The sequence below is a fragment of the Pseudomonas sp. Leaf58 genome (genome assembly GCF_003627215.1).
GTDB lineage: Bacteria > Pseudomonadota > Gammaproteobacteria > Pseudomonadales > Pseudomonadaceae > Aquipseudomonas.
This window is the reverse complement of record NZ_CP032677.1, coordinates 3337056-3359851: the sequence shown is the minus strand read 5'-3', so window position 1 is coordinate 3359851 and position 22796 is coordinate 3337056. Positions and strand designations below refer to the sequence as shown.

Sequence of the window (22796 nt, the reverse complement as noted above, 5' to 3'; positions counted from 1 at the left end):
AAACGCAGGTGACTTTTACGATGAGGTATGGCACCGCGCAGCGTGGCGGGGGCGGGAGCGGGGCAATCGCCCTGATGGGAAGTCAGGGCGAATGCATCACCAAAGGCGGGAAATCGGTTTGCTGAAAACCATAGAAGCTCCCACAGGTAGGGTGCAGGGCACAAAGAGGCTGTGCTGTACCTGTGGGAGGCGGTTACCCGCGAAGCATGCGCCGCAGTGGCGCAGGTCGATCAATACTCCCAGAAGATCCGCTGCAGCTCTTTGCTGTCCTGGGTCTTGGTCATCGCTACCATCGCCAGGATCCGCGCTTTCTGCGGGTTCAGGTCATGGGCTACGATCCAGTCGTTCTTGTCGTCCGGCTGTTCGGCATTACGCAGCACGAAGCCACCCTGGTTGACGTGCGACGAGCGGATGATTTGCACGCCGTTCTTGCGCAGCTCCTGCAGCGCCGGCACCACCCGTGACGACACCGAACCGTTGCCAGTCCCGGCATGGATCAGCGCTTTGGCACCGTTCTGCGCCAGCGCCTTGTAGGCCGTGTCGGTGACATTGCCATAGCCATAGGCGATGTCCACCTGCGGCAGGCTGCTGATCTGTTTGATGTCGAACTCGGAGTTGACGGTATGGCGCTTGGCCGGCAGGCGGAACCAGTAGGACTTGCCTTCCACTACCATGCCCATCGGGCCCCAGGCGCTCTTGAAGGCTTCGGTCTTGATGTTGATCGACTTGCTCACATCACGGCCGGACTGGATCTCGTCGTTCATGGTCACCAGCACGCCCTTGCCGCGCGACTGTTTGTCGCTAGCCACGGCCACGGCGTTGTACAGGTTGAGCATGCCGTCGGCCGACATGGCGGTACCCGGGCGCATCGAACCGACCACTACGATCGGTTTGTCGGTCTTTTCCACCAAGTTGAGGAAGTAGGCGGTTTCTTCCAGGGTGTCGGTGCCATGGGTGATGACGATGCCATCGACGTCCTTGCTTTCGGCGAGTTCTGCAACGCGTTTGCCGAGCTTGAGCAGGTCGTCGTTGGAGATGCTTTCAGACGCGATCTGCATCACCTGCTCGCCGCGTACGTTGGCCAGGTCGGCCAGTTCTGGTACGCCAGCGATCAGTTTGTCGACGCCCACTTTCGCGGCCTGGTAGGTGGCACTGTTAGCTGCGCTGGCGCCCGCCCCGGCAATGGTGCCGCCGGTGGCGAGGATGACCACGTTGGCCAGCTTTTGCTGGGTTTCGGCTTCTTTGGCCGATACGGCGGTTGGCAGGATCAGCAGCAGAGCGAGTGCGCTGGGGGCGAAAGTTTTGAGTGCGGCATTCATCGTTATTGTTCTCTCTTCCTAGTGAGGTAGTTTTTGCGTCGCAGCAGAGCTGCAGGCACGTTTCGTACCAAGCTCAAGCGCGCTGTTTGTATGGGAGCGGCCTGGTGTCGCGATGGTCTGCGCAACAGCCCCAGGGTTCAGGCGCCATCAGCCAGTGCCGGGGCTGGCTGTAGGGCCTATCGCGACGCAAGGCAGCTCCTGCAGGGGAGTATTCCATTCGAGATCCCGAACAAATGTAGGAAAAGATGTTCGGTTTTCCGGAAAAATTCTGGATAATCGCCCCAACAGTCTTTTGACCTACGACAGCCAACGCATTTGACAAACCCCGGTCCTGTTTCCATAGTTAGTCAACGCAAACGTTTGCGATCCGACAAAAAACACAAGATCCGGAGTCATCGTCCATGAAGCTGCCGTTCCCCGGTCGTCTGCTGGCCCTCGCGGTCATTTCGTCATTGTCTTTGGTCCTACCGTTTTCCGCTGCCCACGCCGAGGACAAGCCCAAGGTCGCCTTGGTCATGAAGTCGCTGGCCAACGAATTTTTCCGCACCATGGAAGACGGCGCCAAGGCCTACCAAAACGCCCACGCCGATGAATTCGAGTTGATCGCCAACGGCATCAAGAACGAGACCGATACCGGCGAACAGATCCGCATCGTCGAGCAAATGGTCAATGCTGGCGCCAAGGCACTGGTGATTGCGCCAGCCGACTCCAAGGCACTGGTGTCGGCAGTGAAAAAGGCAATGGACCAAGGTGTAGTGGTGATCAACATCGACAATCGCCTGGACCCGGAACTGCTCAAGAGCAAAGGCATCAGCGTACCGTTCGTAGGCCCCGACAACCGCAAGGGCGCGCGCCTGGTGGGGGACTTCCTGGCCAGCCACAAGCTCAAGGCCGGCGACCAAGTCGGCATTATCGAAGGCGTGCCGACTACTACCAATGCCCAGCAGCGCACCGCCGGCTTCAAGGACGCCATGGAGGCCGCGCAGATCAAGATCGTCTCGGTGCAGAGCGGCAACTGGGAAATTGACAAAGGCAACGCCGTTGCCGCCTCCATGCTCAACGAGTATCCCGAGTTGAAAGCCCTGCTAGCCGGTAACGACAGCATGGCTCTGGGTGCGGTGTCGGCAGTGCGCGCTGCCGGCAAGACCGGCCAGGTGCAAGTGGTGGGCTACGACAACATCAATGCCATCAAGCCGATGCTTGCCGATGGCCGCGTACTGGCTACCCTCGACCAGGCAGCCAGCCAGCAGGCGGTCTTCGGCATCCAGGCAGCGTTGAAAATGGTCAAGGGCGAAAAGCCTGGCGTGGATGCTGACAGCGTCATCCAAACCCCGGTCCAACTCATAACCAAGCCCTGATCGCTGGCAGGAGAACGGCCATGCCTGCATCGGCCAATGCAGTGGTACTCACCGCCAGCGGCTTGGGCAAGACCTATGCCCAGCCTGTGCTCGGCGAGGTCAGCTTGAGCCTGCGGGCCGGTGAAGTGCTGGCCCTGACTGGCGAGAACGGCGCGGGTAAGAGCACCCTTTCCAAACTCATCAGTGGTTTGGAATCCCCCACTACCGGGCACATGAGCTTCCGCGGTCAGGCCTACGCGCCCAACAGCCGCAGCGCGGCCGAGCGCCTGGGTGTGCGTATGGTCATGCAGGAGCTGAACCTGCTGCCCACGCTGACCGTGGCGGAAAACCTGTTCCTAGACAACCTGCCCAGCCGCTTTGGCTGGGTCAGACAAAAGCGCTTACGCCAGCTGGCCACCGCCGCCATGGCCCAGGTCGGCCTCGATGCCATTGACCCCGACACCCCGGTTGGCGAGTTGGGCATCGGCCACCAGCAGATGGTCGAGATCGCCCGCAATCTGATCGGCGACTGTCATGTGCTGATCTTCGACGAGCCCACCGCCATGCTCACCGCGCGTGAGGTGGAGCTGCTGTTCACCCAGATCGAACGCCTGCGCCAACGTGGCGTGGCCATCGTTTACATTTCCCACCGCCTGGAAGAACTGCAACGCGTGGCCCAGCGCATCGTTGTGCTGCGTGACGGCAGGCTGGTGTGCGACGAGCCGATCCAGCGCTACAGCAGTGCTGAACTGGTCAACCTAATGGTCGGTCGCGAGCTGGGCGAGCATATCGACTTGGGGCGCCGGCAGATCGGCGCGCCGTTGCTCAAGGTCGACAAACTCAGCCGTGGTGACAAGGTGCGCGAAGTGTCATTCGAGGTCAGGGCAGGGGAGATCTTTGGCATCTCCGGCCTGATCGGCGCCGGCCGTACCGAGCTGTTGCGCCTGATCTACGGCGCTGACCGGGCCGACAGTGGCTGCATAGCGCTCGGTCAGCCGCTGCAGGTGCTCACTATCGACTCGCCCAAGGCCGCCGTGCGGGCCGGTATCGCGTTGATCACCGAAGACCGCAAGGGCGAGGGCTTGCTGCTGACTCAGTCGATCAGCGCCAATATCGCCCTGGGCAACCTGGGCGCAGTTTCACGGGGTGGCGTGCTCGATGGCGAGGCTGAACGGGCCTTGGCCGAGCGCCAGATCCAGGCCATGCGTATTCGCAGTGCCGGCCCGCAGCAAGTGGTAGGCGAGTTGTCCGGTGGCAACCAGCAGAAGGTGGTGATCGGCCGCTGGCTGGAGCGTGATTGCCAGGTGCTGCTGTTCGATGAGCCCACCCGTGGCATCGATGTGGGGGCCAAATTCGACATCTACGGCCTGCTGGCCGAGCTGGCGCGTCGTGGCAAGGCCCTGGTGGTGGTGTCCAGCGACCTGCGCGAACTGATGCTGATCTGCGACCGCATCGCCGTGCTGTCGGCCGGCCGCCTGATCGACACGTTCGAGCGTGACCATTGGAGCCAGGACCAGTTGCTGGCCGCCGCCTTTGCCGGTTATCAGAAACGTGACGCACTGCTGCACGATGCAGCCCCCAGGATGGATGCATGAAAACCACCCCGCTCGACAGCCAAGGCAGCACACCGGTGCGCCGCAGTGGCACTTACTTTGGCCTGGGCACCTACCTGGGCCTGGCTGGCGCCTTGCTGGCAATGATCGTACTGTTCTCGTTTCTCAGCAGCCACTTTTGGTCATACAACACCTTCAGTACCCTGGCCAACCAGATCCCCGACCTGATGGTGCTGGCGGTGGGCATGACCTTCGTGCTGATCATCGGTGGCATCGACCTTTCGGTGGGTTCGGTGCTGGCGCTGGCGGCCTCCGCGGTCAGTGTGGCAATCCTCGGTTGGGGTTGGGGCGTGCTGCCCTCGGCCCTGCTGGGCATGGCCGTGGCTGCGCTGGCCGGTAGCATCACCGGCAGCGTCACCGTGGCTTGGCGCATCCCGTCATTCATTGTCTCGCTCGGCGTGCTGGAAATGGCCCGTGGCCTGGCCTACCAGTTCACCGACTCGCGCACCGCCTATATCGGAGATGCTTATGCCTGGTTTTCCAACCCGGTCGCGTTTGGCATTTCGCCGGCGTTCCTCATCGCCTTGCTGGTGATTGTGCTGGCCCAACTGGTGCTGACCCGCACGGTGTTTGGCCGCTACCTGATCGGCATTGGTACCAACGAAGAGGCCGTACGCCTGGCCGGCATCGACCCGCGCCCCTACAAAGTGCTGGTGTTCGCCCTGATGGGCCTGCTCGCCGGCCTGGCCGCGTTGTTCCAGATATCGCGCTTGGAGGCGGCCGACCCCAATGCCGGTTCCGGCTTGGAGCTGCAGGTGATCGCCGCCGTGGTAATCGGCGGTACCAGCCTGATGGGCGGGCGTGGCTCGGTCATCAGCACCTTTTTCGGTGTGCTGATCATATCCGTACTGGCCGCAGGGCTGGCGCAGATCGGTGCCAGCGAACCGACCAAACGCATCATCACCGGCGCAGTCATCGTCATCGCCGTGGTGCTCGACACTTACCGTAGCCGGCGTGCAGGCCGGCGGAACCCATAACATGGCAACCATCAAAGACGTCGCCGCACTGGCGGGTATTTCCTACACCACCGTGTCCCATGTATTGAATAAGACTCGGCCGGTCAGCGAGCATGTGCGGCAGAAAGTTGAAGCCGCCATCGCCGAACTCGACTACGTACCCAGCGCTGTGGCGCGTTCGCTGAAGGCGCGCAGCACGGCCACCATCGGTTTGCTGGTGCCCAACAGCGTCAACCCGTACTTCGCTGAGCTGGCGCGGGGTATCGAGGACGCCTGCGAACGCAACGGCTACTGCGTGATCCTGTGTAACTCCGACGACAACCCGCAGAAGCAGCGTAGCTACCTGCGCGTATTACTGGAAAAGCGCATCGACGGCCTGGTGGTGGCCTCGGTGGGCCAGGACAGTGACCTGCTGCAAAGCTTGGCCGGCGTGCGCACGCCAATGGTCATCGTCGACCGCGAACTGGAGGGTGTCGATGCCGACCTGGTGCGCATCGACCACGAGCAGGGCGCTTACCTGGCCACCCAGCACCTGCTGGAGCTTGGCCACCGCGACATCGCCTATATCGGGGGCCCCGCCGAAACCGGGGTAACCCAACTGCGCCTGAGCGGCTTCCGCCGTGCCATGGCCGAAGCCGCTGCGCCGGTGCGCGGCAACCGTGTGTTGCACTGCGATTTCACCAGCCCGGGCGGCCATATGGCGGCGGCGCAGGTGCTCCAGGGCGAGCGGCCTACAGCGATTTTTGCTGGCAACGACATGATCGGTTTCGGTGTGTTGCGCGCTGCGGCGGAACGCAACATCAACGTACCTGCCGAGTTGTCGGTGATCGGCTTCGACGACATTGAGCTGAGCCGTTATGTGTACCCGCCACTGACTACGGTGGGCCAGTCGATTCGTGAGCTGGGTGAGAGCGCCGCCTCGCTGTTGCTGACTCGTATCGGTACACCGCGTCAGGGTGCGGCAGAACAACGTATCGTCGCCCCGCGCATCGTGTTGCGCGAGTCCACCGGGCCGCGCCCGGACCTGTTCAACGATTACCGCTAATGCTAAGGAAATGTCATGAATGCCAAGGTCGTGGTGGTCGGTAGCCTCAATATGGACCTGGTGGCCCGCGCCCAGCGCCTGCCTCGCGCCGGCGAAACCCTTCCCGGCGAAAGTTTTTTCACCGCGCCGGGCGGCAAGGGCGCCAACCAGGCTGTGGCGGTGGCACGCTTGGGCGGCAGCGTAGCGATGATCGGCAATGTCGGCGACGATGCCTACGGCCAGCAACTGCGCCAGGCCTTGTATATAGAGGGTGTCGACTGCCGGGCGGTTGGCACCTGCCCAGGCGTGTCCAGCGGTGTGGCGCTGATCACCGTGGATGCCGCCAGCCAGAACTGCATTGTCATCATTCCTGGTGGCAATGGCCTGCTGACGCCGCAGTCGGTGCAGCGCTTCGACGCGTTGCTGCGGGCCGCCGAGGTGATCATCTGCCAGTTGGAGGTTCCAGCCGACACCGTGGCTTGGGCCCTGGCCCGGGGGCGCGAGCTGGGCAAGCAGGTGATTTTGAACCCCGCGCCTGCCACCGGCCCTTTGCCCGCAGACTGGTTCGCGCACATCGATTACCTAATGCCCAACGAGAGCGAAGCCGAAACCTTGACGGGCGTGAGGGTGACTGACCAGGGCAGTGCTCGGCGCGCTGGCGAGTGCTTGCTGCAAATGGGGGTGGGTAAAGTGATCATCACCCTGGGTGCGCAAGGGGCCTTGCTGGTCACGGCCCAAGGCCACCAGCACTTTCCTGCGCCGGTGGTGCAAGCGCTGGACACCACCGCAGCCGGCGACACCTTCATTGGTGGCTTTGCCGCTGGCCTGGTGCGGGGCCTGGAGGAGGGTGAGGCTATCGTCTTCGGCCAGCGCGCCGCGGCACTGTCGGTCACCCGCGTGGGCGCCCAACCGTCGATTCCCTACTTGGCCGAGCTTACGCCATGAAGAAAACCCCGCTGCTGAACGTTGCCCTTTCGCGCACCATTGCCAGCATGGGGCATGGTGACATCCTGGTGATTGGTGATGCTGGCCTGCCGGTGCCGCCGGGCGTCGAGTTGATCGACCTGGCCGTCACGCCTGGCCTGCCGGATTTCGCCAGTGTGCTGAGGGTGGTGTTAAGCGAATTGCAGGTGGAGCGCCACGTGCTGGCCCAGGAGATGCAGAAAGTGGTGCCGCCGGCGCTGGTCGAGATCGAGCGGCTGAAGGGTAAGCTGGGCAAGCGGGAATGGCTGAGCCACGAAGATTTCAAAGTGCTGTCGCGCAGTGCCCGTGCCGTGGTGCGTACCGGCGAGTGCCAGCCCTACAGCAACATCGCCCTCATCTCCGGCGTGACCTTCTAGCAGCCGAAGCGCGGTGCTTTTGGGGGCGGTTGCCTGCGAGATCTGTTCTGGCGGCAAGGAGTGCCGCCCATGCTCAATCCCTGCTAAAAGGAATCGCCTTCATGGCCACAGTCACCACCCTACAGACCGCGCCGATCGAACTGATCATCGATACCGATCCCGGCGCCGACGACGTGGTTGCGCTGTTCTTGGCCATGGCCTCGCCCGATGAGCTCAATATCCGAGCCATCACCACCGTGGCTGGCAACGTGCGCCTGGACAAAACCTCGCGCAACGCCCGCCTGGCCCGTGAATGGGCCGGCCGCGAAGACATCCCCGTGTACGCGGGTGCTGCTCGCCCGCTGGTGCGCAGGCCCATCTACGCCGCGGCCGTTCACGGTGAAGAAGGCCTTACCGGTATACAAGTCCACGAACCGAAAGCGCCGCTGGCCAAGGGCAACGCCGTGCAATACCTGGTCGACACCCTCGGCGTCGCCCAGCCCCACAGCATCACCCTGGCCATGCTTGGCCCGCAGACCAACCTGGCTCTGGCGCTGATCCAGTGCCCAGACATCGCCAAAGGTATCAAGCAAGTGGTGGTTATGGGGGGAGCCCATTTCAATGGCGGCAACATCACCCCAGCTGCGGAATTCAACCTCTACGCGGACCCGCATGCCGGCGAAGTGGTGTTGGCCAGCGGCGTGCAACTAACCTACCTACCGCTGGATGTCACCCATAAGTTGCTGACCAGCGACGCCCGCCTCAAGCAACTGGCGGCCGTCAACAACCAGGCCAGCAAGCGCGTGGTGGATATCCTCGATGCCTACATCACCCACGACATGGACCTGTACGGCATGCCTGGCGGGCCGGTGCACGACGCCAGTGTCATCGCCTACTTGCTCCAGCCCGAGCTGTTCAGCGGCCGGCGTATCTACATGAGCATCGACAGCCGCGAAGGCCCCACGTTCGGCCAGACCGTTGCCGACTGGTATGGGGTGCTTAAACAGCCTGCCAATGTGATGTGGGTAGACCAAGGGGACGCCCAGGGCCTGTTCGACCTGCTCAGCGCCCGCTTGGCGCGATTGAAATAGCCGTGTGTGGGGCGTAGCGCTCGAACACCTGGTCGATGAAGCTGCGTGCCGCCTCGGCACCGTGATCGCGCACCAGCAGGTCGATGGCAATCAGTAGCAACTCTTCCGGCGTGCTAGGGCTGTACGCGCTCTGGCCTTCGGCCCATTTGACCTTGATATCGGCATCGATGCTGTGGCTGCTCATGGAAGGCTCTCGCTTGGGCCCGGTGCGGAGGGGTGAACACCGGTTCCTGGTGTTCGGGGGAAGGCACTGTGCCTTCACTTCCTAAAGTAAATCATGACTTTGCAGCGCAAACCAAGCGCCTCGTGGGTCGATCAGTAAAATTCGGTCACGATTGCCTTTCGCTCGGGGCGAGAGGTTCAGGCAGACTTGCCCGGTTTTGCAACAAATTCCTGGTGGAGCTGTCGGATCAGGCAGTTCCCAGATCGATTTAGGAGGATTCATGTTCCGTACCCGTGCTTTGTTGGCAACCCTGGCGGTGGCTGCTGTGCTGGCTGGTTGCAGCACTGGCGGTAACGCTGGTGGCGGCAAGGCGCCTGAGGCGCCGGCTGGCAACGATGGCCGCTGCGAAGCCAGCGGCGCCGATTTCGCCATTGGCAAACCGGGCAGCGCCGAGTTGCTGGAGCAGGCGCGCAAAGCCAGCGGCTCGCAGATGGCACGCATTCTCAAGCCCCACGATGTGGTTACCCTGGAGTACCGCTCCGAGCGCTTGAACCTGAATGTGGATGAGCAGGGCAAGGTGACCCGCGTCAACTGCGGCTAAGCGCTTGCCAGCGTTGCGCCGCACCCATAAAAAAACCCGCCACAAGGGCGGGTTTTTTTACAGCTATCCGAATTACTCCGGACGAACCTGTGCAGCCTGCATGCCCTTCTGGCCGCGCTCGGCGACGAAGGAAACAGTTTGGCCTTCTTTCAGGCTCTTGAAGCCGTCAGATTCGATGGCTTTGAAGTGTACGAACAGGTCGTCGCCGCCGCCTGCTGGGGTGATGAAGCCGTAGCCTTTCTCATCATTGAACCATTTGACGGTGCCTTGTTGGCGATTGGACATGGGTGAATCTCCAGAACATTTAGTTTTTTCAGTGGTGCAATGCGGCCGAGGCTACGGAGCACGGGACACATCATAGTATAATTCTGCGCATCTAGCGCCTTTTACATTCGCAGGATATTGATCCCGGTCAAAGAATGGCTAGCCTGGTCGGGCTTTAAGGTTTCAGCTCTTCGGTGCGCACGCCTGTTTCACGATCGTCTGAGCCTTTTGCATAAGCTTGGCGTCGACGCCATCCTGGCTGTCGAGGTCGGCAATCTCCGCATCGGAGAAATTCTTTTTGATCGCTTGGGCGCCACAGTCGCAATGTTTTTTCGCCGTTGCAGCGTCAACGCCTTGGCCGCTAGCCACTTGCGTGCACTGAGTCATGTAGGCGGCCTCCTTTCCAGCTGGGAAGTTGCCAGCGTTCGCGGCCATGGGCAGCAGCAGGGCCCCAGCGGCCGCCAGGGCCAGAAGAGACGGAACTCGCATAACCAGTTACTCCTTGGGTTAAGGTCTCATCAAGAGTAGGTTGCTTCCCAAGGTCTGATAGGGTTTTTTCTGCGTTAGTTCACCCAAAAGATGTAATTGCCAAATATTTCTGCCTGGGGTGCAACCCGCGTGCTAGCATGCCCCGCTTGTGGCCGCGCGGTTGCCGGCTGCAGCTATCTTTTTACTTTCCAGTCACTCTGGTTCGTCCCTGGCAAGCCGAAAGGCTTCTGCCACTGTGAGGCAGGCTTCCCTTAAAGGAAGGCAGGTCGGATCTTGTACTGGCTCATCCCAACCCACGTGACCTTTGGTAGGGGTCACCACTAGGAGAGGAGGCGCCATGCCCGTTATTACTCTTCCCGATGGCAGTCAACGTTCGTTCGATCACGCCGTATCCGTAGCCGAAGTCGCTGCTTCCATCGGCGCCGGTCTGGCCAAGGCCACCGTGGCCGGCAAGGTCGACGGCAAACTAGTCGATGCATGTGACTTGATCAGCCACGACGCCACCCTGCAGATCATCACCCCTAAAGATGCAGAGGGACTGGAGATCATCCGTCACTCGTGTGCCCACTTGGTTGGTCACGCGGTGAAGCAGCTGTACCCGAGCGCCAAGATGGTTATCGGCCCGGTGATCGACGAAGGCTTCTATTACGACATCGCCTACGAGCGCCCCTTCACCCCTGAAGACATGGCCGCCATCGAAAAGCGCATGATGGAGCTGATCGAAAAAGACTACGACGTAGTCAAGAAGGTCACCCCGCGCGCCGAAGTCATCGACGTGTTTACCGCCCGTGGCGAAGACTACAAGCTGCGCCTGGTCGAAGACATGCCAGATGAACAGGCCATGGGCCTGTACTACCACGAAGAATACGTCGACATGTGCCGCGGTCCGCACGTGCCGAACACCCGCTTCCTCAAGGCATTCAAGCTGACCAAGTTGTCTGGCGCCTACTGGCGCGGCGATGCCAAGAACGAGCAACTGCAGCGTGTGTACGGCACCGCCTGGGCTGACAAAAAACAGCTAGCCGCCTACATCCAGCGCATCGAAGAAGCTGAGAAGCGCGACCACCGCAAGATCGGCAAGCAGCTCGACCTGTTCCACCTGCAAGAAGAAGCCCCGGGCATGGTGTTCTGGCACGCCAACGGCTGGACCGTCTACCAGGTGCTCGAGCAGTACATGCGTGGCGTGCAGCGCGAAAACGGCTACCAGGAAATCAAGACCCCGCAAGTTGTCGACCGCATCCTCTGGGAGCGTTCCGGCCACTGGTCCAACTACGCCGAGAACATGTTCACCACTTCGTCGGAAAGCCGTGACTACGCGGTCAAGCCGATGAACTGCCCGTGCCACGTGCAGGTGTTCAACCAAGGCCTGAAAAGCTACCGCGACTTGCCGCTGCGCCTGGCCGAGTTCGGTGCCTGCCACCGTAATGAGCCGTCCGGTGCCCTGCACGGCATCATGCGCGTACGTGGCTTCGTACAGGACGATGCGCACATCTTCTGCACCGAAGAGCAGGTAAAGAAAGAAGCCGCCGACTTCATCAAGCTGACCCTGGACGTGTACAAAGACTTCGGCTTCAGCGACATCGCCATGAAGCTGTCCACTCGTCCGGCCAAGCGTGTCGGTTCCGAAGAGCTGTGGGATCGTGCTGAAACGGCGCTGGCCGATGCTCTGAACGAATCCGGCCTGGAGTGGGAATACCAGCCAGGCGAAGGTGCATTCTACGGCCCGAAGATCGAGTTCACCCTGCGCGACTGCCTCGGCCGTAACTGGCAGTGTGGTACCCTGCAGTACGACCCGAACCTGCCAGAGCGCCTGGATGCCAGCTATATCGCCGAAGATAACGCCCGTAAGCGTCCGGTAATGCTGCACCGCGCCATTCTTGGCTCGTTCGAGCGCTTCATCGGCATGCTCATCGAGCATTACGCTGGCGTGTTCCCGGCATGGCTGGCTCCAACTCAGGCGGTGATCATGAATATCACCGACAAGCAGGCCGATTTCGCCCTTGAGGTTGAGAAATCTCTGAACGGTAGCGGTTTCCGTGCCAAGTCGGACTTGAGAAATGAGAAGATCGGCTTTAAAATCCGCGAGCATACTTTGCTCAAGGTCCCGTACCTTTTGGTTATAGGGGATCGCGAAGTCGAAACGCAAACCGTCGCTGTGCGTACTCGCGAAGGCGCAGACCTGGGCTCCATGCCCGTCGCCCAATTCGCTGAGCTCCTGACACATGCGGTTTCCCGGCGTGGTCGCCAAGAATCGGAGTAATGACTATTAAGCGTGAAATGAGAAACGATAAACGTGCTGTACCGAAGGCCCCGATCAACGAGAATATCTCGGCCCGCGAGGTTCGGTTAATTGGCGCAGACGGCGAGCAGGTTGGCATCGTCTCGATTGATGAAGCGCTTCGTATCGCTGATGAAGCGAAGCTGGATCTGGTGGAAATCTCTGCAGACGCGGTACCGCCTGTCTGCAAAGTCATGGACTACGGCAAGCACCTCTTCGAGAAGAAGAAGCAGGCTAACGAAGCCAAGAAAAACCAGAAGCAGATCCAGATTAAAGAAATCAAGTTTCGTCCAGGGACGGAGGATGGGGATTACCAGGTAAAACTACGCAACCTGGTACGTTTCCTTACCGATGGGGACAAGGCCAAGATCTCTCTGAGATTCCGTGGTCGTGAGATGGCCCACCAGGAGCTGGGCATGGAGCTGTTGAAGCGGGTCGAAGCTGACCTCGCCGAATACGGCACCGTTGAGCAGCATCCTAAGATGGAAGGACGCCAGCTTATGATGGTCATCGCCCCCAAGAAAAAGAAGTAATCTCCCGGGCACGGCAGGCCTGATGATTATGTGTAATTTTATCGAATGCGGAGTTCCAACATGCCAAAAATGAAAACCAAGAGCGGTGCTGCGAAGCGTTTCCTGAAGACAGCTTCGGGCTTCAAGCACAAGCACGCTTTCAAGAGCCACATCCTGACCAAAATGTCGACCAAGCGTAAGCGTCAACTGCGCGGTGCCAGCTTGCTGCACCCGTCCGACGTAGCAAAAGTCGAGCGCATGCTGCGCGTTCGTTAATTCTGGTTAAGATAGAGGAAGTTACTCATGGCTCGTGTTAAGCGCGGCGTTATCGCTCGTAAGCGTCACAAAAAAATTCTGAAGCTGGCTAAAGGTTACTACGGTGCTCGTTCGCGCGTATTCCGTGTTGCCAAGCAAGCGGTCATCAAGGCAGGCCAATACGCCTACCGCGACCGTCGCCAGAAGAAGCGTCAGTTCCGCGCACTGTGGATCGCTCGTATCAACGCCGGTGCCCGCACCAACGGTCTGTCGTACAGCCGTCTGATTGCTGGCCTGAAAAAGGCTTCGATCGAAATCGACCGTAAGGTTCTGGCCGATCTGGCAGTGAACGAAAAAGCGGCGTTTGCTGCGATTGTCGAGAAAGCTAAAGCCGTTCTGGCTTAAGTACCCGCGACAATCACCCGGCGGCGCTAGCGTCGTCGGGCATTGAACGTCATCGATAGGGGAAGAGCCTTCAAAGCTCTTCCCCTATTTTCGTATCTGGAGTCTGTACATGGAAAACCTGGATGCGCTGGTCTCCCAAGCCCTAGAGGCCGTGGAGCGCGCTGAAGACATCACTACCCTGGAACAGATCCGGGTTAATTATCTCGGCAAGAAGGGCGAACTGACCCAGGTGATGAAGACCCTGGGCAACCTGCCAGCCGAAGAGCGGCCGAAAGTCGGCGCGCTGATCAACGACGCCAAAGAGCGCGTCACCGTCGTGCTGAACGCACGCAAGGCAGCCTTCGAAGAAGCCGAGCTCAGCGCTCGCCTGGCTGCCGAATGCATCGACGTCACCTTGCCAGGCCGTGGCCAGGCCACCGGTGGCCTGCACCCGATCACCCGTACTCTCGAGCGCATCGAGCAGTTCTTCACCCACATCGGCTACGGCATTGCCGAAGGCCCAGAGGTCGAAGACGACTACCACAACTTCGAAGCGCTCAACATCCCGGGCCACCATCCGGCGCGAGCGATGCACGACACCTTCTACTTCAATGCCAACATGCTGCTGCGCACCCACACCTCGCCGGTGCAGGTGCGGACCATGGAGTCCAGCCAGCCGCCGATTCGCATTGTCTGTCCGGGCCGCGTTTATCGCTGCGACTCGGATATCACCCACTCGCCGATGTTCCACCAGGTCGAAGGCCTGCTGATCGATCGCGACATCAACTTCGCCGACCTCAAGGGCACCATCGAAGAGTTCCTGCGCGTGTTCTTCGAAAAAGAACTGGCGGTTCGTTTCCGCCCATCGTTCTTCCCCTTCACGGAGCCGTCCGCTGAAGTCGACATCCAGTGCGTGATGTGTTCCGGTAATGGTTGCCGCGTGTGCAAGCAAACTGGCTGGCTGGAAGTGATGGGTTGCGGCATGGTGCACCCAAGCGTGCTACGCATGTCTGGCATCGACCCTGAAGAGTTCCAGGGCTTCGCCTTCGGCATGGGGGCCGAGCGTCTGGCCATGCTGCGCTATGGCGTCAACGATTTGCGTCTGTTCTTCGATAACGACCTGCGGTTCCTTGCCCAATTCCGCTAGGCCCAATCGACGCACTTTCTAGGAGAAGAACAGCATGAAATTCAGTGAACAGTGGCTGCGCGGTTGGGTAAACCCGCAAGTCTCCCGTGACGAATTGGTTGCCCGCCTGTCCATGGCCGGCCTCGAAGTCGACAGCGTTACCCCTGCCGCCGGCCAGTTCAGCGGCATCGTCGTGGGCGAAATCCTCGCCACCGAACAACACCCTGACGCCGACAAGCTGCGCGTGTGCCAGGTAACCAACGGCCAGGAAACCTTCCAGGTCGTATGCGGCGCTCCTAACGCCCGCCCTGGCATCAAAATTCCGTTCGCTATGATCGGTGCCGAGCTGTCTGGCGACTTCAAGATCAAAAAGGCCAAGCTACGCGGCGTCGAGTCCTTCGGCATGCTGTGCTCGGCTGCCGAGTTGGAAATCAGCGAAGAGAACGACGGCCTGCTCGAACTGGCTGCCGACGCCCCGGTTGGTGAAAACATTCGCACCTACCTGAACCTGGACGACGCCAGTATCGAAATCGGCCTCACGCCGAACCGCGGTGACTGCCTGTCCATCGCAGGGCTCGCCCGCGACGTCAGCGCCCTGTACGACACCCCGGTCACCCGCCCAGTCGTGCCGGCCGTACCGGCTGCCCACGACGAAGTGCGCCCGGTAGAAGTCAGTGCCCCGGCCGCCTGCCCACGCTACCTCGGCCGCGTTATCCGTAACGTAGACCTGAGCAAGCCGACCCCGCTGTGGATGGTCGAGCGCCTGCGCCGCAGCGACGTGCGCAGCATTGATGCTGCCGTTGACATCACCAACTACGTGATGCTCGAACTCGGCCAACCGATGCATGCCTTCGACCTCGCGGAAATCAATGGCGGCATCCGCGTCCGCATGGCCGAAGAGGGCGAAAAGCTTGTCCTGCTCGACGGCCAGGAAGTCGCCCTGCGCGCCGACACCCTGGTGATCGCCGATCACACCCGCGCCCTGGCCATCGCCGGCGTCATGGGTGGCGAGCACAGCGGTGTGAACACCGAAAAAACCCGCGACCTGTTCCTCGAAAGTGCGTTTTTCGAGCCGATCTCCGTCGCCGGTAAAGCCCGTTCCTACGGCCTGCACACCGATGCCTCGCACCGCTATGAGCGTGGCGTCGATTCGCAGCTGGCCCGCGAAGCCATGGAGCGCGCTACCCAGTTGCTGCTGGACATCGTTGGCGGCGAAGCCGGCCCGGTGGTCGAAGCAGTAAGCCAACAGCACCTGCCGCAAGTGGCCCCGGTCACCCTGCGCGCCGAACGCATCACCCAGATGCTCGGCATGGAAATGGACCCAGCCCAGGTCGAGCAGCTGCTCAACGCCCTGGAGCTGACCACGACCAGCGAGGGGGCAGGGCAGTGGACCGTCAACGTCCCAAGCCACCGCTTCGACATCAGCCTGGAAGTGGACCTGATCGAAGAGCTGGCCCGCCTGTACGGCTACAACAACCTGCCGGTGCGCTACCCGCAAGCCCGCCTTGCCCCTCAGGGCAAGCCGGAAACTCGCGGTGACCTGCCGACCCTGCGCCGCCTGCTGGTTGCTCGCGGCTACCAGGAGGCCATCACCTACAGCTTCATCGACCCAAAACTGTTCGAACTGTTCAGCCCGGGCGTAGAGCCGCTGCTGCTGGCCAACCCCATCTCCAGCGACATGGCCGCCATGCGCGCGTCCCTGTGGCCGGGCCTGGTCAAGGCACTGCAGCACAACCTGAACCGTCAGCAAGACCGCGTGCGTCTGTTCGAAAGCGGCCTGCGCTTCGTCGGCCAGCTTGGTGACCTGCAGCAGCAACCAATGATCGCTGGCGTAATCACCGGTAGCCGCCTGCCAGAAGGCTGGGCCAATGGCCGCGATGGTGTCGACTTCTTCGACGTGAAAGCGGACGTGGAAGCCCTGCTGGGCTACTCCGGCGCGCTAAGCGACTTTACCTTCAGCGCCGGCAAACACCCAGCCCTGCACCCGGGCCAAACCGCCGCCATCGAGCGTGACGGCAAGCTGGTCGGCTACCTAGGTGCCATCCACCCAGAGCTGGCCAAAGCCCTGGGCCTGGACCGCCCAGTGTTCCTGTTCGAGCTGGTGTTGGGGGACGTGGTCGAAGGCCGGCTGCCGAAGTTCAGCGAGCTGTCCAAATTCCCGGAAACCCGCCGCGACCTGGCTTTGATTGCAGGACGTGATGTAGCTTCTAGCGCGGTCCTTGAATTAATTCGTGACAATGCAGGCGAATGGCTCACAGACCTCAGGCTGTTTGATGTCTACCAAGGTAAAGGCATTGATCCTGATAGAAAAAGCCTGGCCGTCGGCTTGACCTGGCAGCATCCATCGCGCACTCTTAACGACGATGAGGTGAACACTACCCTGCAAAACATCCTCACCTCGCTTGAACAAAGGTTGAACACCACGTTAAGGAAATAACGGCATGGGTGCTCTGACGAAAGCTGAGATGGCCGAAAGGCTGTACGAGGAGCTGGGGCTTAACAAGCGTGAGGCCAAGGAGCTGGTCGAGCTGTTTTTTGAAGAAATTCGGCACGCACTTGAAGAGAACGAGCAGGTCAAGCTGTCCGGTTTTGGCAACTTCGACCTTCGCGACAAGCGCCAGCGGCCGGGCCGCAACCCCAAGACCGGGGAAGAAATCCCGATCACCGCACGGCGCGTCGTCACCTTTCGTCCAGGGCAGAAGTTGAAGGCCCGGGTTGAGGCCTATGCTGGAACCAAGCCATAACGACGAACTGCCCCCCATACCGGGCAAACGCTACTTCACCATAGGTGAAGTAAGTGAGCTTTGTGCGGTGAAGCCGCACGTGCTGCGGTATTGGGAGCAGGAGTTCGATCAGCTTAACCCGGTAAAGCGGCGCGGGAACCGCCGGTATTATCAGCGGCAGGATGTGCTGATGATTCGGCAGATTCGAGCGCTGCTTTATGACCAAGGGTTCACCATTGGCGGGGCTCGATTGAGGCTCTCCAGTGATGAGGCTAAGGATGAGTCAAGCCAGTACAAGCAGCTGATTCGACAGATGATTGTCGAGTTGGAGGATGTGTTGGTGGTGTTGAAAAAGTGATCTGGTTTGCTGATGAATGGTTTTTTTGAAAAAAAAGCTTCCATTTATCAAAAGCTTAGGGTAGATTCTTCATCGTTCTTAGAGGTTTTGAGAACATAGTCGGGGCGTAGCGCAGCCCGGTAGCGCACTTGCATGGGGTGCAAGGGGTCGAGTGTTCGAATCACTCCGTCCCGACCAATAATCCCAATGGGAAAGGCCAATGTTCAGAGCATTGGCCTTTTTCATTTGCGTGACTTTTGCGTGACTTCTCTCTTTTTCATGCCTTCCTCTTGGTCAGCATCGTGAATACCGGTCCACGGGAATCTGTTGCGGACACATTGTTGGCTGCCTCTATCAGTTGCCCGATCTCCGCGCCTGAGTAGTGACTGGTGATGCTGCCGTTCTGTCCGAGCAGCGCCTTGCGGTCTTCCTCCGAAACTCTTGCAGCCTTGAGTCGCCGGCCGAACGTGTGTTTAAGATCATGCACACGGAACGATGCGAACTCCTCGTGCGCCGGCCTCAGGTTCTTCTCCTGCCAAACCTTGGCCGCCCTGGCCCGGGCCTTCTTCCATGCCGAATCGTTCATTCGAGGCATCGGCGTCTCATCGTGGTACGGGAATACCCATTCCTTGCTGATCCCGCGCTGTCGGTTGACGATCAACCTGGCAACGCTGTTCAGCACCACCAGCCTCTCGTCGCCGTTCTTGACCTCGGATTTCTCTGTCCGGCCGCCGAAGCCGGCGGGAATCAGGAATACTGTGGCGTCGATCTCGAGCACATGAATCTCCCAATCCCAGCGAAGTTTGCATACCTCCTGCTCCCGGCAGCCCGTGTTTACCTTGAACAGGGCCATCTTGTGGTTTTTTTCGAGTACATGGCGACCTCCAGGTTGGTTACGCGACCGCATTGGTCAGGAGCCAGGCGCGGGTGACCAAACCCACCGTGAAAGGTGGCCTGGCGCCTGCCAATGCAGCCTGCGATAGGGTGCAGGGCATCGGGCAGTTAGCGTCAGGCGGACGCGTTGCTGGTTGTTCAGAATGGTTCAAGGGCCTTATGATCTGAACGGTGTCTTGGTTTGACGCTGAGACTCACCTCCTTTGAAGGACATGAGCATGGGACAGTATTTCGGTAATTCAGGCCTATTCAAGACTGCTTCGTATTCCTGCAACGAGCTCCTGATCAGCGGCATCGCCAGCTGGGAGCGTAAAAACATTGCCCTGAATACAAAGGAGTTTTTGATATGTCCAAAGAACTACTCGGAGTTTCTGCTCTAGGCTTGATGGTGGTCGGTGAGTTCTGTGCAATCTACAGTGAGGTCGTAGTCGCTAAACTTGCGCATACAGGAAGTGCCTCGTGGGGAGCCATCAGTTTCCCCTTGGCACTGATGTGTTTTGCAGGGATTTGTCTACTGGCGGCATACTGGCTTGGATACGTTGCAGTCGGTGATATCTGGATCGTCACCGTGGTATCAGTCACCTCTTTGTTGCTTCTCGAGCCCGTAGTTGTGTGGTCTCTTTTCCATGAGACACCAGGGCGGGGAGCACTCATTGGCTTCGTTCTGGGGGCCTTGGGTATGCTGTCCACTGCATTGCTTTAACTCACCATTTTTGGCCCAGCAACTGTTTGCTGGGCCAATTCGCACGACCCACATGGATTTCCCGTCTGCCCCTGTCGCCAGGCCAGCCAGTGAAATCGTCATGCTGCGAACAGCTCTTCCTGACTTGAAGCCCTGGTCTTTCAGGTGCATGCCGTGTTCCTCCGTTGGATTCCCAATGCCGCCTCATCGAAGCGGCATCAGTGAATCTTGTAGTGGGCTGCACGGTGAGATCAAGCGACTGCGGGACGGCCATCGAGCCACCTGCGATACCATTGCTACCCAGCAGCGCCAGGCAGGAACCTTTGCCGTCGTGGTGCTCGGGGGATTGCTTGAAGAGGCTGAGCGAATGGCGGGCAACTGCTCAGCAGCGCTTGAGCGAAGTCGAATAGCGGGGCTGGTATGCGAGGCTACTTATGCAGTGCTCATCAGTGGGGGTAGGGTTGCGAAGCGTGACGTGACCGCTTGAACGCGGCATCCCTCGCAACCCAAATGGCTCTATTCTAGGCAATTGGACTGATGTGGTATCTTGGCGACCTTTAGACCGATTTCAGGATGAGATCTCATGCAACACAGGTTGGAATGCGTAACTGGAACACAAAACTTTCTGGGCCTTCTTTGCAAGAACCGCTTGGAAATTAGGTATAGCGCGCTTGCCGCCGGCGTTTTTGCCGTTTTAGTGAGCGTTGCTGCCCGGGCAGATGACATTGCCGGCGTATCAATCGGCTCATCGATGGAGGAAGCTAAAGTAGCTATTTCCAAAGCCAACCCCAACTACAAACTGTCCCCACTGATGCTGACTAACGGCAAGGAAGCCGGCGTTACAGCGGTGACTGGTGACAGATTGCCTGGAACTGGTACTACCAATTCTGGTGGGGCTTCAGATGAGTTTGTAGCCTTACAAACCGATGCCGGAAGAATTTGGTTCGTTGCAAGGGTCCAACGCTTTGATGAAGGCGGGCGCATCGGAGTGGACGCTCTCAAGGATGCGTTAACGGAGAAATTCGGTAGCCCATCACCCAGCGTGAACCTTATGGGCCTCAGCATGAGCTGGCAATATGATCGGAACGGAAAGCAATGGTCTGGATCGGGCGTAGAGCCATGCCAATTACAACATGGGTCATATCACATCCCAGGCGTGACGGTAAGCGCACCGCAATCGTTCAGCCCGAACTGCGGTAAGGTTATATCCGTTAATGCCTCTACCCAGCCGGACGGCATGGTTCCCCATTACTCGATCACCATCACCGACGCAAAATCTATGTTTGATGAGCTGGCCGCTCGCGATGCGAAGGCTGAAGCTGAGCGGAAGCAGAGTCTCGCAGACGAAAAAGCTAAATCGGTCAAACCTAAGATTTGAGAGCAGATTGGCGCCGCCTGGATGTCTTGGGGGCGCTCGCGTGCGTGGCATTTAAAACGTTCTAGCTGGCCACCTCTGGCAGTCTTGGTCGACTTTGACCAAGACTGCCAGCTGTTGGATGTTGCCGTGGTATGGTCTCCGATGGTTTATGATCGCGCCACAACAGCGTGGTTGACCCTGTAATCTACGGTGTGCCGCTTGCGTTGCTTCTTCTCAATTTTGACGCCCAGAGAACCTGGACGCCTGCGGTGCACGCCGGTGCTCCATCCGCATAGGGGTAGCTACTCGATACTCAACTAAACTTTCGATAGTTGGGGGCGGTGAGGTGGGTTATGCGCTACTCGAAAATCAGACCGTTTCTCTGGTGGGCTGGCGCCCTGCAGTTTTTTGCGATTTTGGCAGCCATTGAGCACAGGGCATGGGACGTTGTGTTCATTTGCCTGATGGTGATCGCAGTGGGGATATGGTTTGCCAGAGATGTACAACGATTGGAGGCTCACAAGCAGCCAAGTACCAGGTAGGCGAGCTTCCGTCGGAGTCGTGCATCGTTTGAGAGGGGCTAGGCTGAGTGGATACCTGCTCGAGGGCTCTCAGATGACCAAGTGCAAAAGGTGCGAAGAAGAAATTCAGTTCGATCTTGATGACACGAAAGATCAGGTCGAAGCGGACTGCCCAAAATGCGGGGCCCGGCATGTCATCAGCTGGGTTGCTTCATCGGTGTCGACTCCCGGCGGCCAGTTCATTGTTGATCTGGTCGAGAAAGCACGATGGATCGACCGCGGCAACGGCTGAGGCGCTGGCGGGTAGCGCCAGAGGTCAGGCCGGATCAGCGAGCGGCAGGGCCTTCTGGTCTAGATCGGAGGTGCCGGCAGGTCGAACAGTGTTGAACCCAGTCTCAACAGCCGACAGAGCCTCGATCCAGTGGCTTTCCCGCTGAGTGATGTAGGCCGCCAAGTAGGTGCAGAACGCCGTGTAGGCGAGTTGGTAGGGTTGCTCAGAGGCTGCAGCATCGCTGAGGTGGTTAGTGCGTCCGCAGCCACTCATCCGCGACATCACCCATGGTGGATGGGGCGCCACTCTTTATCCAAGACATGAAGGCGCGATCGAACTTGAAACCATCGCCACATTCATTCACCAGGAACTGCCGGACCTTCTGCGTGTTTCGGTAGTTGCTGTTGAGCGGAGTAGAGCGGGTAATCGGTCCAGCGTGCCAGTCGAAGCGCATTTCCTTTTCCTTGGATGGCAAGTTAGCCAAGAGCCTAGCACTGCTCGCACCACTTAGCACTGATGCGTCGATTTGTGGCGCGGACAACTGAGGTAATTGCACGGACCACCAACCCTAGAAGGTCACCGGCTACCGCGACCTCGCCGAGAGCGAGATCGACGGCCTGAACACCTATGGCTTCAACCCGGTGGTTCGCAGGGCCGTGTTGTGCATAAAAACTATACAAGACCACAAAAAATATGTACAAAATTGTGCTGCTGTATAGTATTTGAAAGTGCTTGAGGTGAGTATGGCGCACCCTACTCGTTGGACCTGCCTTTGCCTGCTACTCACCGCCTTGTCGGCGGTGGCGGACTGGCGAGCGGAGCTGCCTGCGGCGCAACGGCTGGGCGTAGGTGAGTTCACTTGGTTTGGCCTGCGCCTTTACACCGCCCAGTTATGGACAGTCGGCCCGGTTCAAGACTGGAACCAGCCTTTCGCGCTTGAGCTTCTCTATCACCGGGCATTGTCGAAGGACGCGCTGGTAAAGGCCAGCCTCGAGGAAATGCAACGCCTGGATGCCAGCGGTGCGACGCCGCAGCAGCGCGCTGCGTGGGCCCACGCGATTGAGCTGGCATTTGTGGACGTCCGCCCTGGCATGCGCATTACGGGCGTGTATCTGCCGGGTCAGGGTTGCCGCTTCTATGTCAACGGCAAACTCAGCCGCGCCATCGCCGACCCTGGCTTTGCCCGGGCGTTCTTCGCCATCTGGCTCGATCCGCGGGCCAGGGACGCACAACTGCGTCAGCGCCTGCTCGGGCTGGCTGACAATGACCGAGGAACCTGA

The 22796-nt window shown here is 59.7% G+C and carries 25 protein-coding genes, 1 tRNA gene and 2 pseudogenes; 22 read left to right on the top strand and 6 right to left on the bottom strand.

Annotated features, from left to right (window positions below; all coding sequences use genetic code 11):
• Window positions 1-230: 230 nt before the first annotated feature.
• Window positions 231-1319 carry an asparaginase gene (locus DV532_RS15600; protein ID WP_056802825.1) on the bottom strand — a complete coding sequence of 363 codons (1089 nt, stop codon included), beginning with the start codon at window positions 1317-1319 and terminating at the stop codon, window positions 231-233.
• Between the two features lie 401 nt (window positions 1320-1720).
• On the opposite strand from DV532_RS15600, the gene DV532_RS15595 reads away from it, so the two are divergent.
• From DV532_RS15595 to DV532_RS15565, 7 genes are all read left to right on the top strand, one after another.
• Window positions 1721-2677 carry a sugar ABC transporter substrate-binding protein gene (locus DV532_RS15595; RefSeq protein WP_056802822.1) on the top strand — a complete coding sequence of 319 codons (957 nt, stop codon included), beginning with the start codon at window positions 1721-1723 and terminating at the stop codon, window positions 2675-2677.
• A gap of 20 nt (window positions 2678-2697) precedes the next feature.
• The gene (locus tag DV532_RS15590) at window positions 2698-4251 is read left to right on the top strand and encodes a sugar ABC transporter ATP-binding protein (protein ID WP_056802819.1); all 1554 of its coding nucleotides are present in this window, start codon (window positions 2698-2700) and stop codon (window positions 4249-4251) included.
• Window positions 4248-5246 (top strand): ABC transporter permease, encoded by a 999-nt coding sequence (locus DV532_RS15585; RefSeq protein ID WP_056802818.1) that lies wholly within the window; start codon window positions 4248-4250, stop codon window positions 5244-5246. The genes DV532_RS15590 and DV532_RS15585 overlap by 4 nt, the downstream gene beginning before the upstream one ends.
• A gap of 1 nt (window position 5247) precedes the next feature.
• Entirely contained in the window at window positions 5248-6270 is a 1023-nt protein-coding gene (locus DV532_RS15580) for a LacI family DNA-binding transcriptional regulator (RefSeq protein WP_056802815.1), read from the top strand.
• A 15-nt stretch (window positions 6271-6285) separates the two neighbouring features.
• Window positions 6286-7194 (top strand): ribokinase, encoded by a 909-nt coding sequence (rbsK, locus tag DV532_RS15575; protein ID WP_056802812.1) that lies wholly within the window; start codon window positions 6286-6288, stop codon window positions 7192-7194.
• The gene (gene rbsD / locus DV532_RS15570) at window positions 7191-7589 is read left to right on the top strand and encodes a D-ribose pyranase (protein ID WP_056802808.1); all 399 of its coding nucleotides are present in this window, start codon (window positions 7191-7193) and stop codon (window positions 7587-7589) included. Before rbsK ends, rbsD begins: the two co-directional genes overlap by 4 nt.
• A gap of 101 nt (window positions 7590-7690) precedes the next feature.
• Window positions 7691-8659 (top strand): nucleoside hydrolase, encoded by a 969-nt coding sequence (locus tag DV532_RS15565; protein ID WP_056802806.1) that lies wholly within the window; start codon window positions 7691-7693, stop codon window positions 8657-8659.
• On the opposite strand, the gene DV532_RS15560 is transcribed toward DV532_RS15565, so the two are convergent.
• The gene (locus tag DV532_RS15560; RefSeq protein ID WP_056802803.1) at window positions 8631-8843 is read right to left on the bottom strand and encodes a hypothetical protein; all 213 of its coding nucleotides are present in this window, start codon (window positions 8841-8843) and stop codon (window positions 8631-8633) included. The two genes, DV532_RS15565 and DV532_RS15560, sit on opposite strands and share 29 nt — an antisense overlap.
• A gap of 259 nt (window positions 8844-9102) precedes the next feature.
• On the opposite strand from DV532_RS15560, the gene DV532_RS15555 reads away from it, so the two are divergent.
• On the top strand, window positions 9103-9423 hold the full coding sequence (locus DV532_RS15555) for an I78 family peptidase inhibitor (protein WP_056802800.1): 321 nt from the start codon (window positions 9103-9105) through the stop codon (window positions 9421-9423).
• Between the two features lie 72 nt (window positions 9424-9495).
• On the opposite strand, the gene DV532_RS15550 is transcribed toward DV532_RS15555, so the two are convergent.
• A complete protein-coding gene (locus tag DV532_RS15550; RefSeq protein WP_003250656.1) occupies window positions 9496-9708 on the bottom strand; it encodes a cold-shock protein in 213 nt (70 codons plus the stop codon).
• A 162-nt stretch (window positions 9709-9870) separates the two neighbouring features.
• Window positions 9871-10176 carry a hypothetical protein gene (locus DV532_RS15545; protein WP_056802797.1) on the bottom strand — a complete coding sequence of 102 codons (306 nt, stop codon included), beginning with the start codon at window positions 10174-10176 and terminating at the stop codon, window positions 9871-9873.
• 337 nt (window positions 10177-10513) lie between these two features.
• On the opposite strand from DV532_RS15545, the gene thrS reads away from it, so the two are divergent.
• From thrS to DV532_RS15495, 9 genes are all read left to right on the top strand, one after another.
• Window positions 10514-12436, top strand: coding sequence for a threonine--tRNA ligase (gene thrS, locus DV532_RS15535; RefSeq protein WP_056802793.1), 1923 nt, complete (start codon window positions 10514-10516; stop codon window positions 12434-12436).
• Window positions 12436-12987, top strand: coding sequence for a translation initiation factor IF-3 (infC, locus tag DV532_RS15530; RefSeq protein WP_012052879.1), 552 nt, complete (start codon window positions 12436-12438; stop codon window positions 12985-12987). Before thrS ends, infC begins: the two co-directional genes overlap by 1 nt.
• A gap of 60 nt (window positions 12988-13047) precedes the next feature.
• Complete coding sequence (gene rpmI / locus DV532_RS15525; protein ID WP_003250667.1) at window positions 13048-13242, top strand: 50S ribosomal protein L35; 195 nt, start codon at window positions 13048-13050, stop codon at window positions 13240-13242.
• Between the two features lie 27 nt (window positions 13243-13269).
• The gene (gene rplT / locus DV532_RS15520; RefSeq protein WP_003250671.1) at window positions 13270-13626 is read left to right on the top strand and encodes a 50S ribosomal protein L20; all 357 of its coding nucleotides are present in this window, start codon (window positions 13270-13272) and stop codon (window positions 13624-13626) included.
• Between the two features lie 109 nt (window positions 13627-13735).
• Window positions 13736-14752 (top strand): phenylalanine--tRNA ligase subunit alpha, encoded by a 1017-nt coding sequence (gene pheS, locus DV532_RS15515; RefSeq protein ID WP_056802790.1) that lies wholly within the window; start codon window positions 13736-13738, stop codon window positions 14750-14752.
• A 34-nt stretch (window positions 14753-14786) separates the two neighbouring features.
• Entirely contained in the window at window positions 14787-17168 is a 2382-nt protein-coding gene (gene pheT, locus DV532_RS15510) for a phenylalanine--tRNA ligase subunit beta (protein ID WP_056802788.1), read from the top strand.
• 4 nt (window positions 17169-17172) lie between these two features.
• Window positions 17173-17475, top strand: a complete 303-nt coding sequence (gene ihfA, locus DV532_RS15505) for an integration host factor subunit alpha (protein ID WP_003250679.1) — start codon at window positions 17173-17175, stop codon at window positions 17473-17475.
• Entirely contained in the window at window positions 17456-17812 is a 357-nt protein-coding gene (locus tag DV532_RS15500) for a MerR family transcriptional regulator (RefSeq protein ID WP_003250681.1), read from the top strand. The genes ihfA and DV532_RS15500 overlap by 20 nt, the downstream gene beginning before the upstream one ends.
• 100 nt (window positions 17813-17912) lie before the next feature.
• Window positions 17913-17989 (top strand) — tRNA-Pro (locus DV532_RS15495).
• 79 nt (window positions 17990-18068) lie between these two features.
• Here the strand turns inward: DV532_RS15495 and DV532_RS15490 are convergent.
• Window positions 18069-18644 (bottom strand): annotated as a pseudogene (locus DV532_RS15490) (tyrosine-type recombinase/integrase); the annotation flags it as partial.
• 387 nt (window positions 18645-19031) lie between these two features.
• Here DV532_RS15490 and DV532_RS15485 point away from each other — a divergent pair.
• The 4 genes and pseudogenes from DV532_RS15485 to DV532_RS15465 all read left to right on the top strand — a co-directional run bounded on the left by DV532_RS15485 (window position 19032) and on the right by DV532_RS15465 (window position 21537).
• Entirely contained in the window at window positions 19032-19388 is a 357-nt protein-coding gene (locus tag DV532_RS15485; RefSeq protein WP_120715353.1) for a hypothetical protein, read from the top strand.
• Window positions 19389-19590: 202 nt separating this feature from the next.
• A pseudogene (locus tag DV532_RS30950) lies at window positions 19591-19854 on the top strand (hypothetical protein); the annotation flags it as partial.
• A 96-nt stretch (window positions 19855-19950) separates the two neighbouring features.
• The gene (locus DV532_RS15475) at window positions 19951-20745 is read left to right on the top strand and encodes a hypothetical protein (RefSeq protein WP_056802780.1); all 795 of its coding nucleotides are present in this window, start codon (window positions 19951-19953) and stop codon (window positions 20743-20745) included.
• Window positions 20746-21339: 594 nt separating this feature from the next.
• A complete protein-coding gene (locus DV532_RS15465) occupies window positions 21340-21537 on the top strand; it encodes a hypothetical protein (RefSeq protein WP_056802775.1) in 198 nt (65 codons plus the stop codon).
• Between the two features lie 229 nt (window positions 21538-21766).
• Here DV532_RS15465 and DV532_RS15455 read toward each other — a convergent pair whose 3' ends face one another.
• Window positions 21767-21970, bottom strand: coding sequence for a DUF6434 domain-containing protein (locus DV532_RS15455; RefSeq protein WP_056802770.1), 204 nt, complete (start codon window positions 21968-21970; stop codon window positions 21767-21769).
• Between the two features lie 289 nt (window positions 21971-22259).
• On the opposite strand from DV532_RS15455, the gene DV532_RS15450 reads away from it, so the two are divergent.
• Window positions 22260-22796 carry a chalcone isomerase family protein gene (locus DV532_RS15450; protein ID WP_056802767.1) on the top strand — a complete coding sequence of 179 codons (537 nt, stop codon included), beginning with the start codon at window positions 22260-22262 and terminating at the stop codon, window positions 22794-22796.

Bases quoted from the DNA above. Each gene is read 5' to 3' on its own strand.
- DV532_RS15500 (WP_003250681.1), top strand. From the start codon at position 17,456: ATGCTGGAACCAAGCCATAACGACGAACTGCCCCCCATACCGGGCAAA.
- DV532_RS15475 (WP_056802780.1), top strand. From the start codon at position 19,951: ATGCAACACAGGTTGGAATGCGTAACTGGAACACAAAACTTTCTGGGC.
- DV532_RS15550 (WP_003250656.1), bottom strand. From the start codon at position 9,708: ATGTCCAATCGCCAACAAGGCACCGTCAAATGGTTCAATGATGAGAAA.
- DV532_RS15600 (WP_056802825.1), bottom strand. From the start codon at position 1,319: ATGAATGCCGCACTCAAAACTTTCGCCCCCAGCGCACTCGCTCTGCTG.
- pheS (WP_056802790.1), top strand. From the start codon at position 13,736: ATGGAAAACCTGGATGCGCTGGTCTCCCAAGCCCTAGAGGCCGTGGAG.
- DV532_RS15485 (WP_120715353.1), top strand. From the start codon at position 19,032: ATGTCCAAAGAACTACTCGGAGTTTCTGCTCTAGGCTTGATGGTGGTC.
- DV532_RS15590 (WP_056802819.1), top strand. From the start codon at position 2,698: ATGCCTGCATCGGCCAATGCAGTGGTACTCACCGCCAGCGGCTTGGGC.
- DV532_RS15585 (WP_056802818.1), top strand. From the start codon at position 4,248: ATGAAAACCACCCCGCTCGACAGCCAAGGCAGCACACCGGTGCGCCGC.
- DV532_RS15565 (WP_056802806.1), top strand. From the start codon at position 7,691: ATGGCCACAGTCACCACCCTACAGACCGCGCCGATCGAACTGATCATC.
- DV532_RS15450 (WP_056802767.1), top strand. From the start codon at position 22,260: ATGGCGCACCCTACTCGTTGGACCTGCCTTTGCCTGCTACTCACCGCC.
- rplT (WP_003250671.1), top strand. From the start codon at position 13,270: ATGGCTCGTGTTAAGCGCGGCGTTATCGCTCGTAAGCGTCACAAAAAA.
- rpmI (WP_003250667.1), top strand. From the start codon at position 13,048: ATGCCAAAAATGAAAACCAAGAGCGGTGCTGCGAAGCGTTTCCTGAAG.
- thrS (WP_056802793.1), top strand. From the start codon at position 10,514: ATGCCCGTTATTACTCTTCCCGATGGCAGTCAACGTTCGTTCGATCAC.
- DV532_RS15455 (WP_056802770.1), bottom strand. From the start codon at position 21,970: ATGCGCTTCGACTGGCACGCTGGACCGATTACCCGCTCTACTCCGCTC.
- pheT (WP_056802788.1), top strand. From the start codon at position 14,787: ATGAAATTCAGTGAACAGTGGCTGCGCGGTTGGGTAAACCCGCAAGTC.
- DV532_RS15465 (WP_056802775.1), top strand. From the start codon at position 21,340: ATGACCAAGTGCAAAAGGTGCGAAGAAGAAATTCAGTTCGATCTTGAT.
- DV532_RS15560 (WP_056802803.1), bottom strand. From the start codon at position 8,843: ATGAGCAGCCACAGCATCGATGCCGATATCAAGGTCAAATGGGCCGAA.
- rbsD (WP_056802808.1), top strand. From the start codon at position 7,191: ATGAAGAAAACCCCGCTGCTGAACGTTGCCCTTTCGCGCACCATTGCC.
- DV532_RS15580 (WP_056802815.1), top strand. From the start codon at position 5,248: ATGGCAACCATCAAAGACGTCGCCGCACTGGCGGGTATTTCCTACACC.
- DV532_RS15545 (WP_056802797.1), bottom strand. From the start codon at position 10,176: ATGCGAGTTCCGTCTCTTCTGGCCCTGGCGGCCGCTGGGGCCCTGCTG.
- DV532_RS15555 (WP_056802800.1), top strand. From the start codon at position 9,103: ATGTTCCGTACCCGTGCTTTGTTGGCAACCCTGGCGGTGGCTGCTGTG.
- infC (WP_012052879.1), top strand. From the start codon at position 12,436: ATGACTATTAAGCGTGAAATGAGAAACGATAAACGTGCTGTACCGAAG.
- ihfA (WP_003250679.1), top strand. From the start codon at position 17,173: ATGGGTGCTCTGACGAAAGCTGAGATGGCCGAAAGGCTGTACGAGGAG.
- rbsK (WP_056802812.1), top strand. From the start codon at position 6,286: ATGAATGCCAAGGTCGTGGTGGTCGGTAGCCTCAATATGGACCTGGTG.
- DV532_RS15595 (WP_056802822.1), top strand. From the start codon at position 1,721: ATGAAGCTGCCGTTCCCCGGTCGTCTGCTGGCCCTCGCGGTCATTTCG.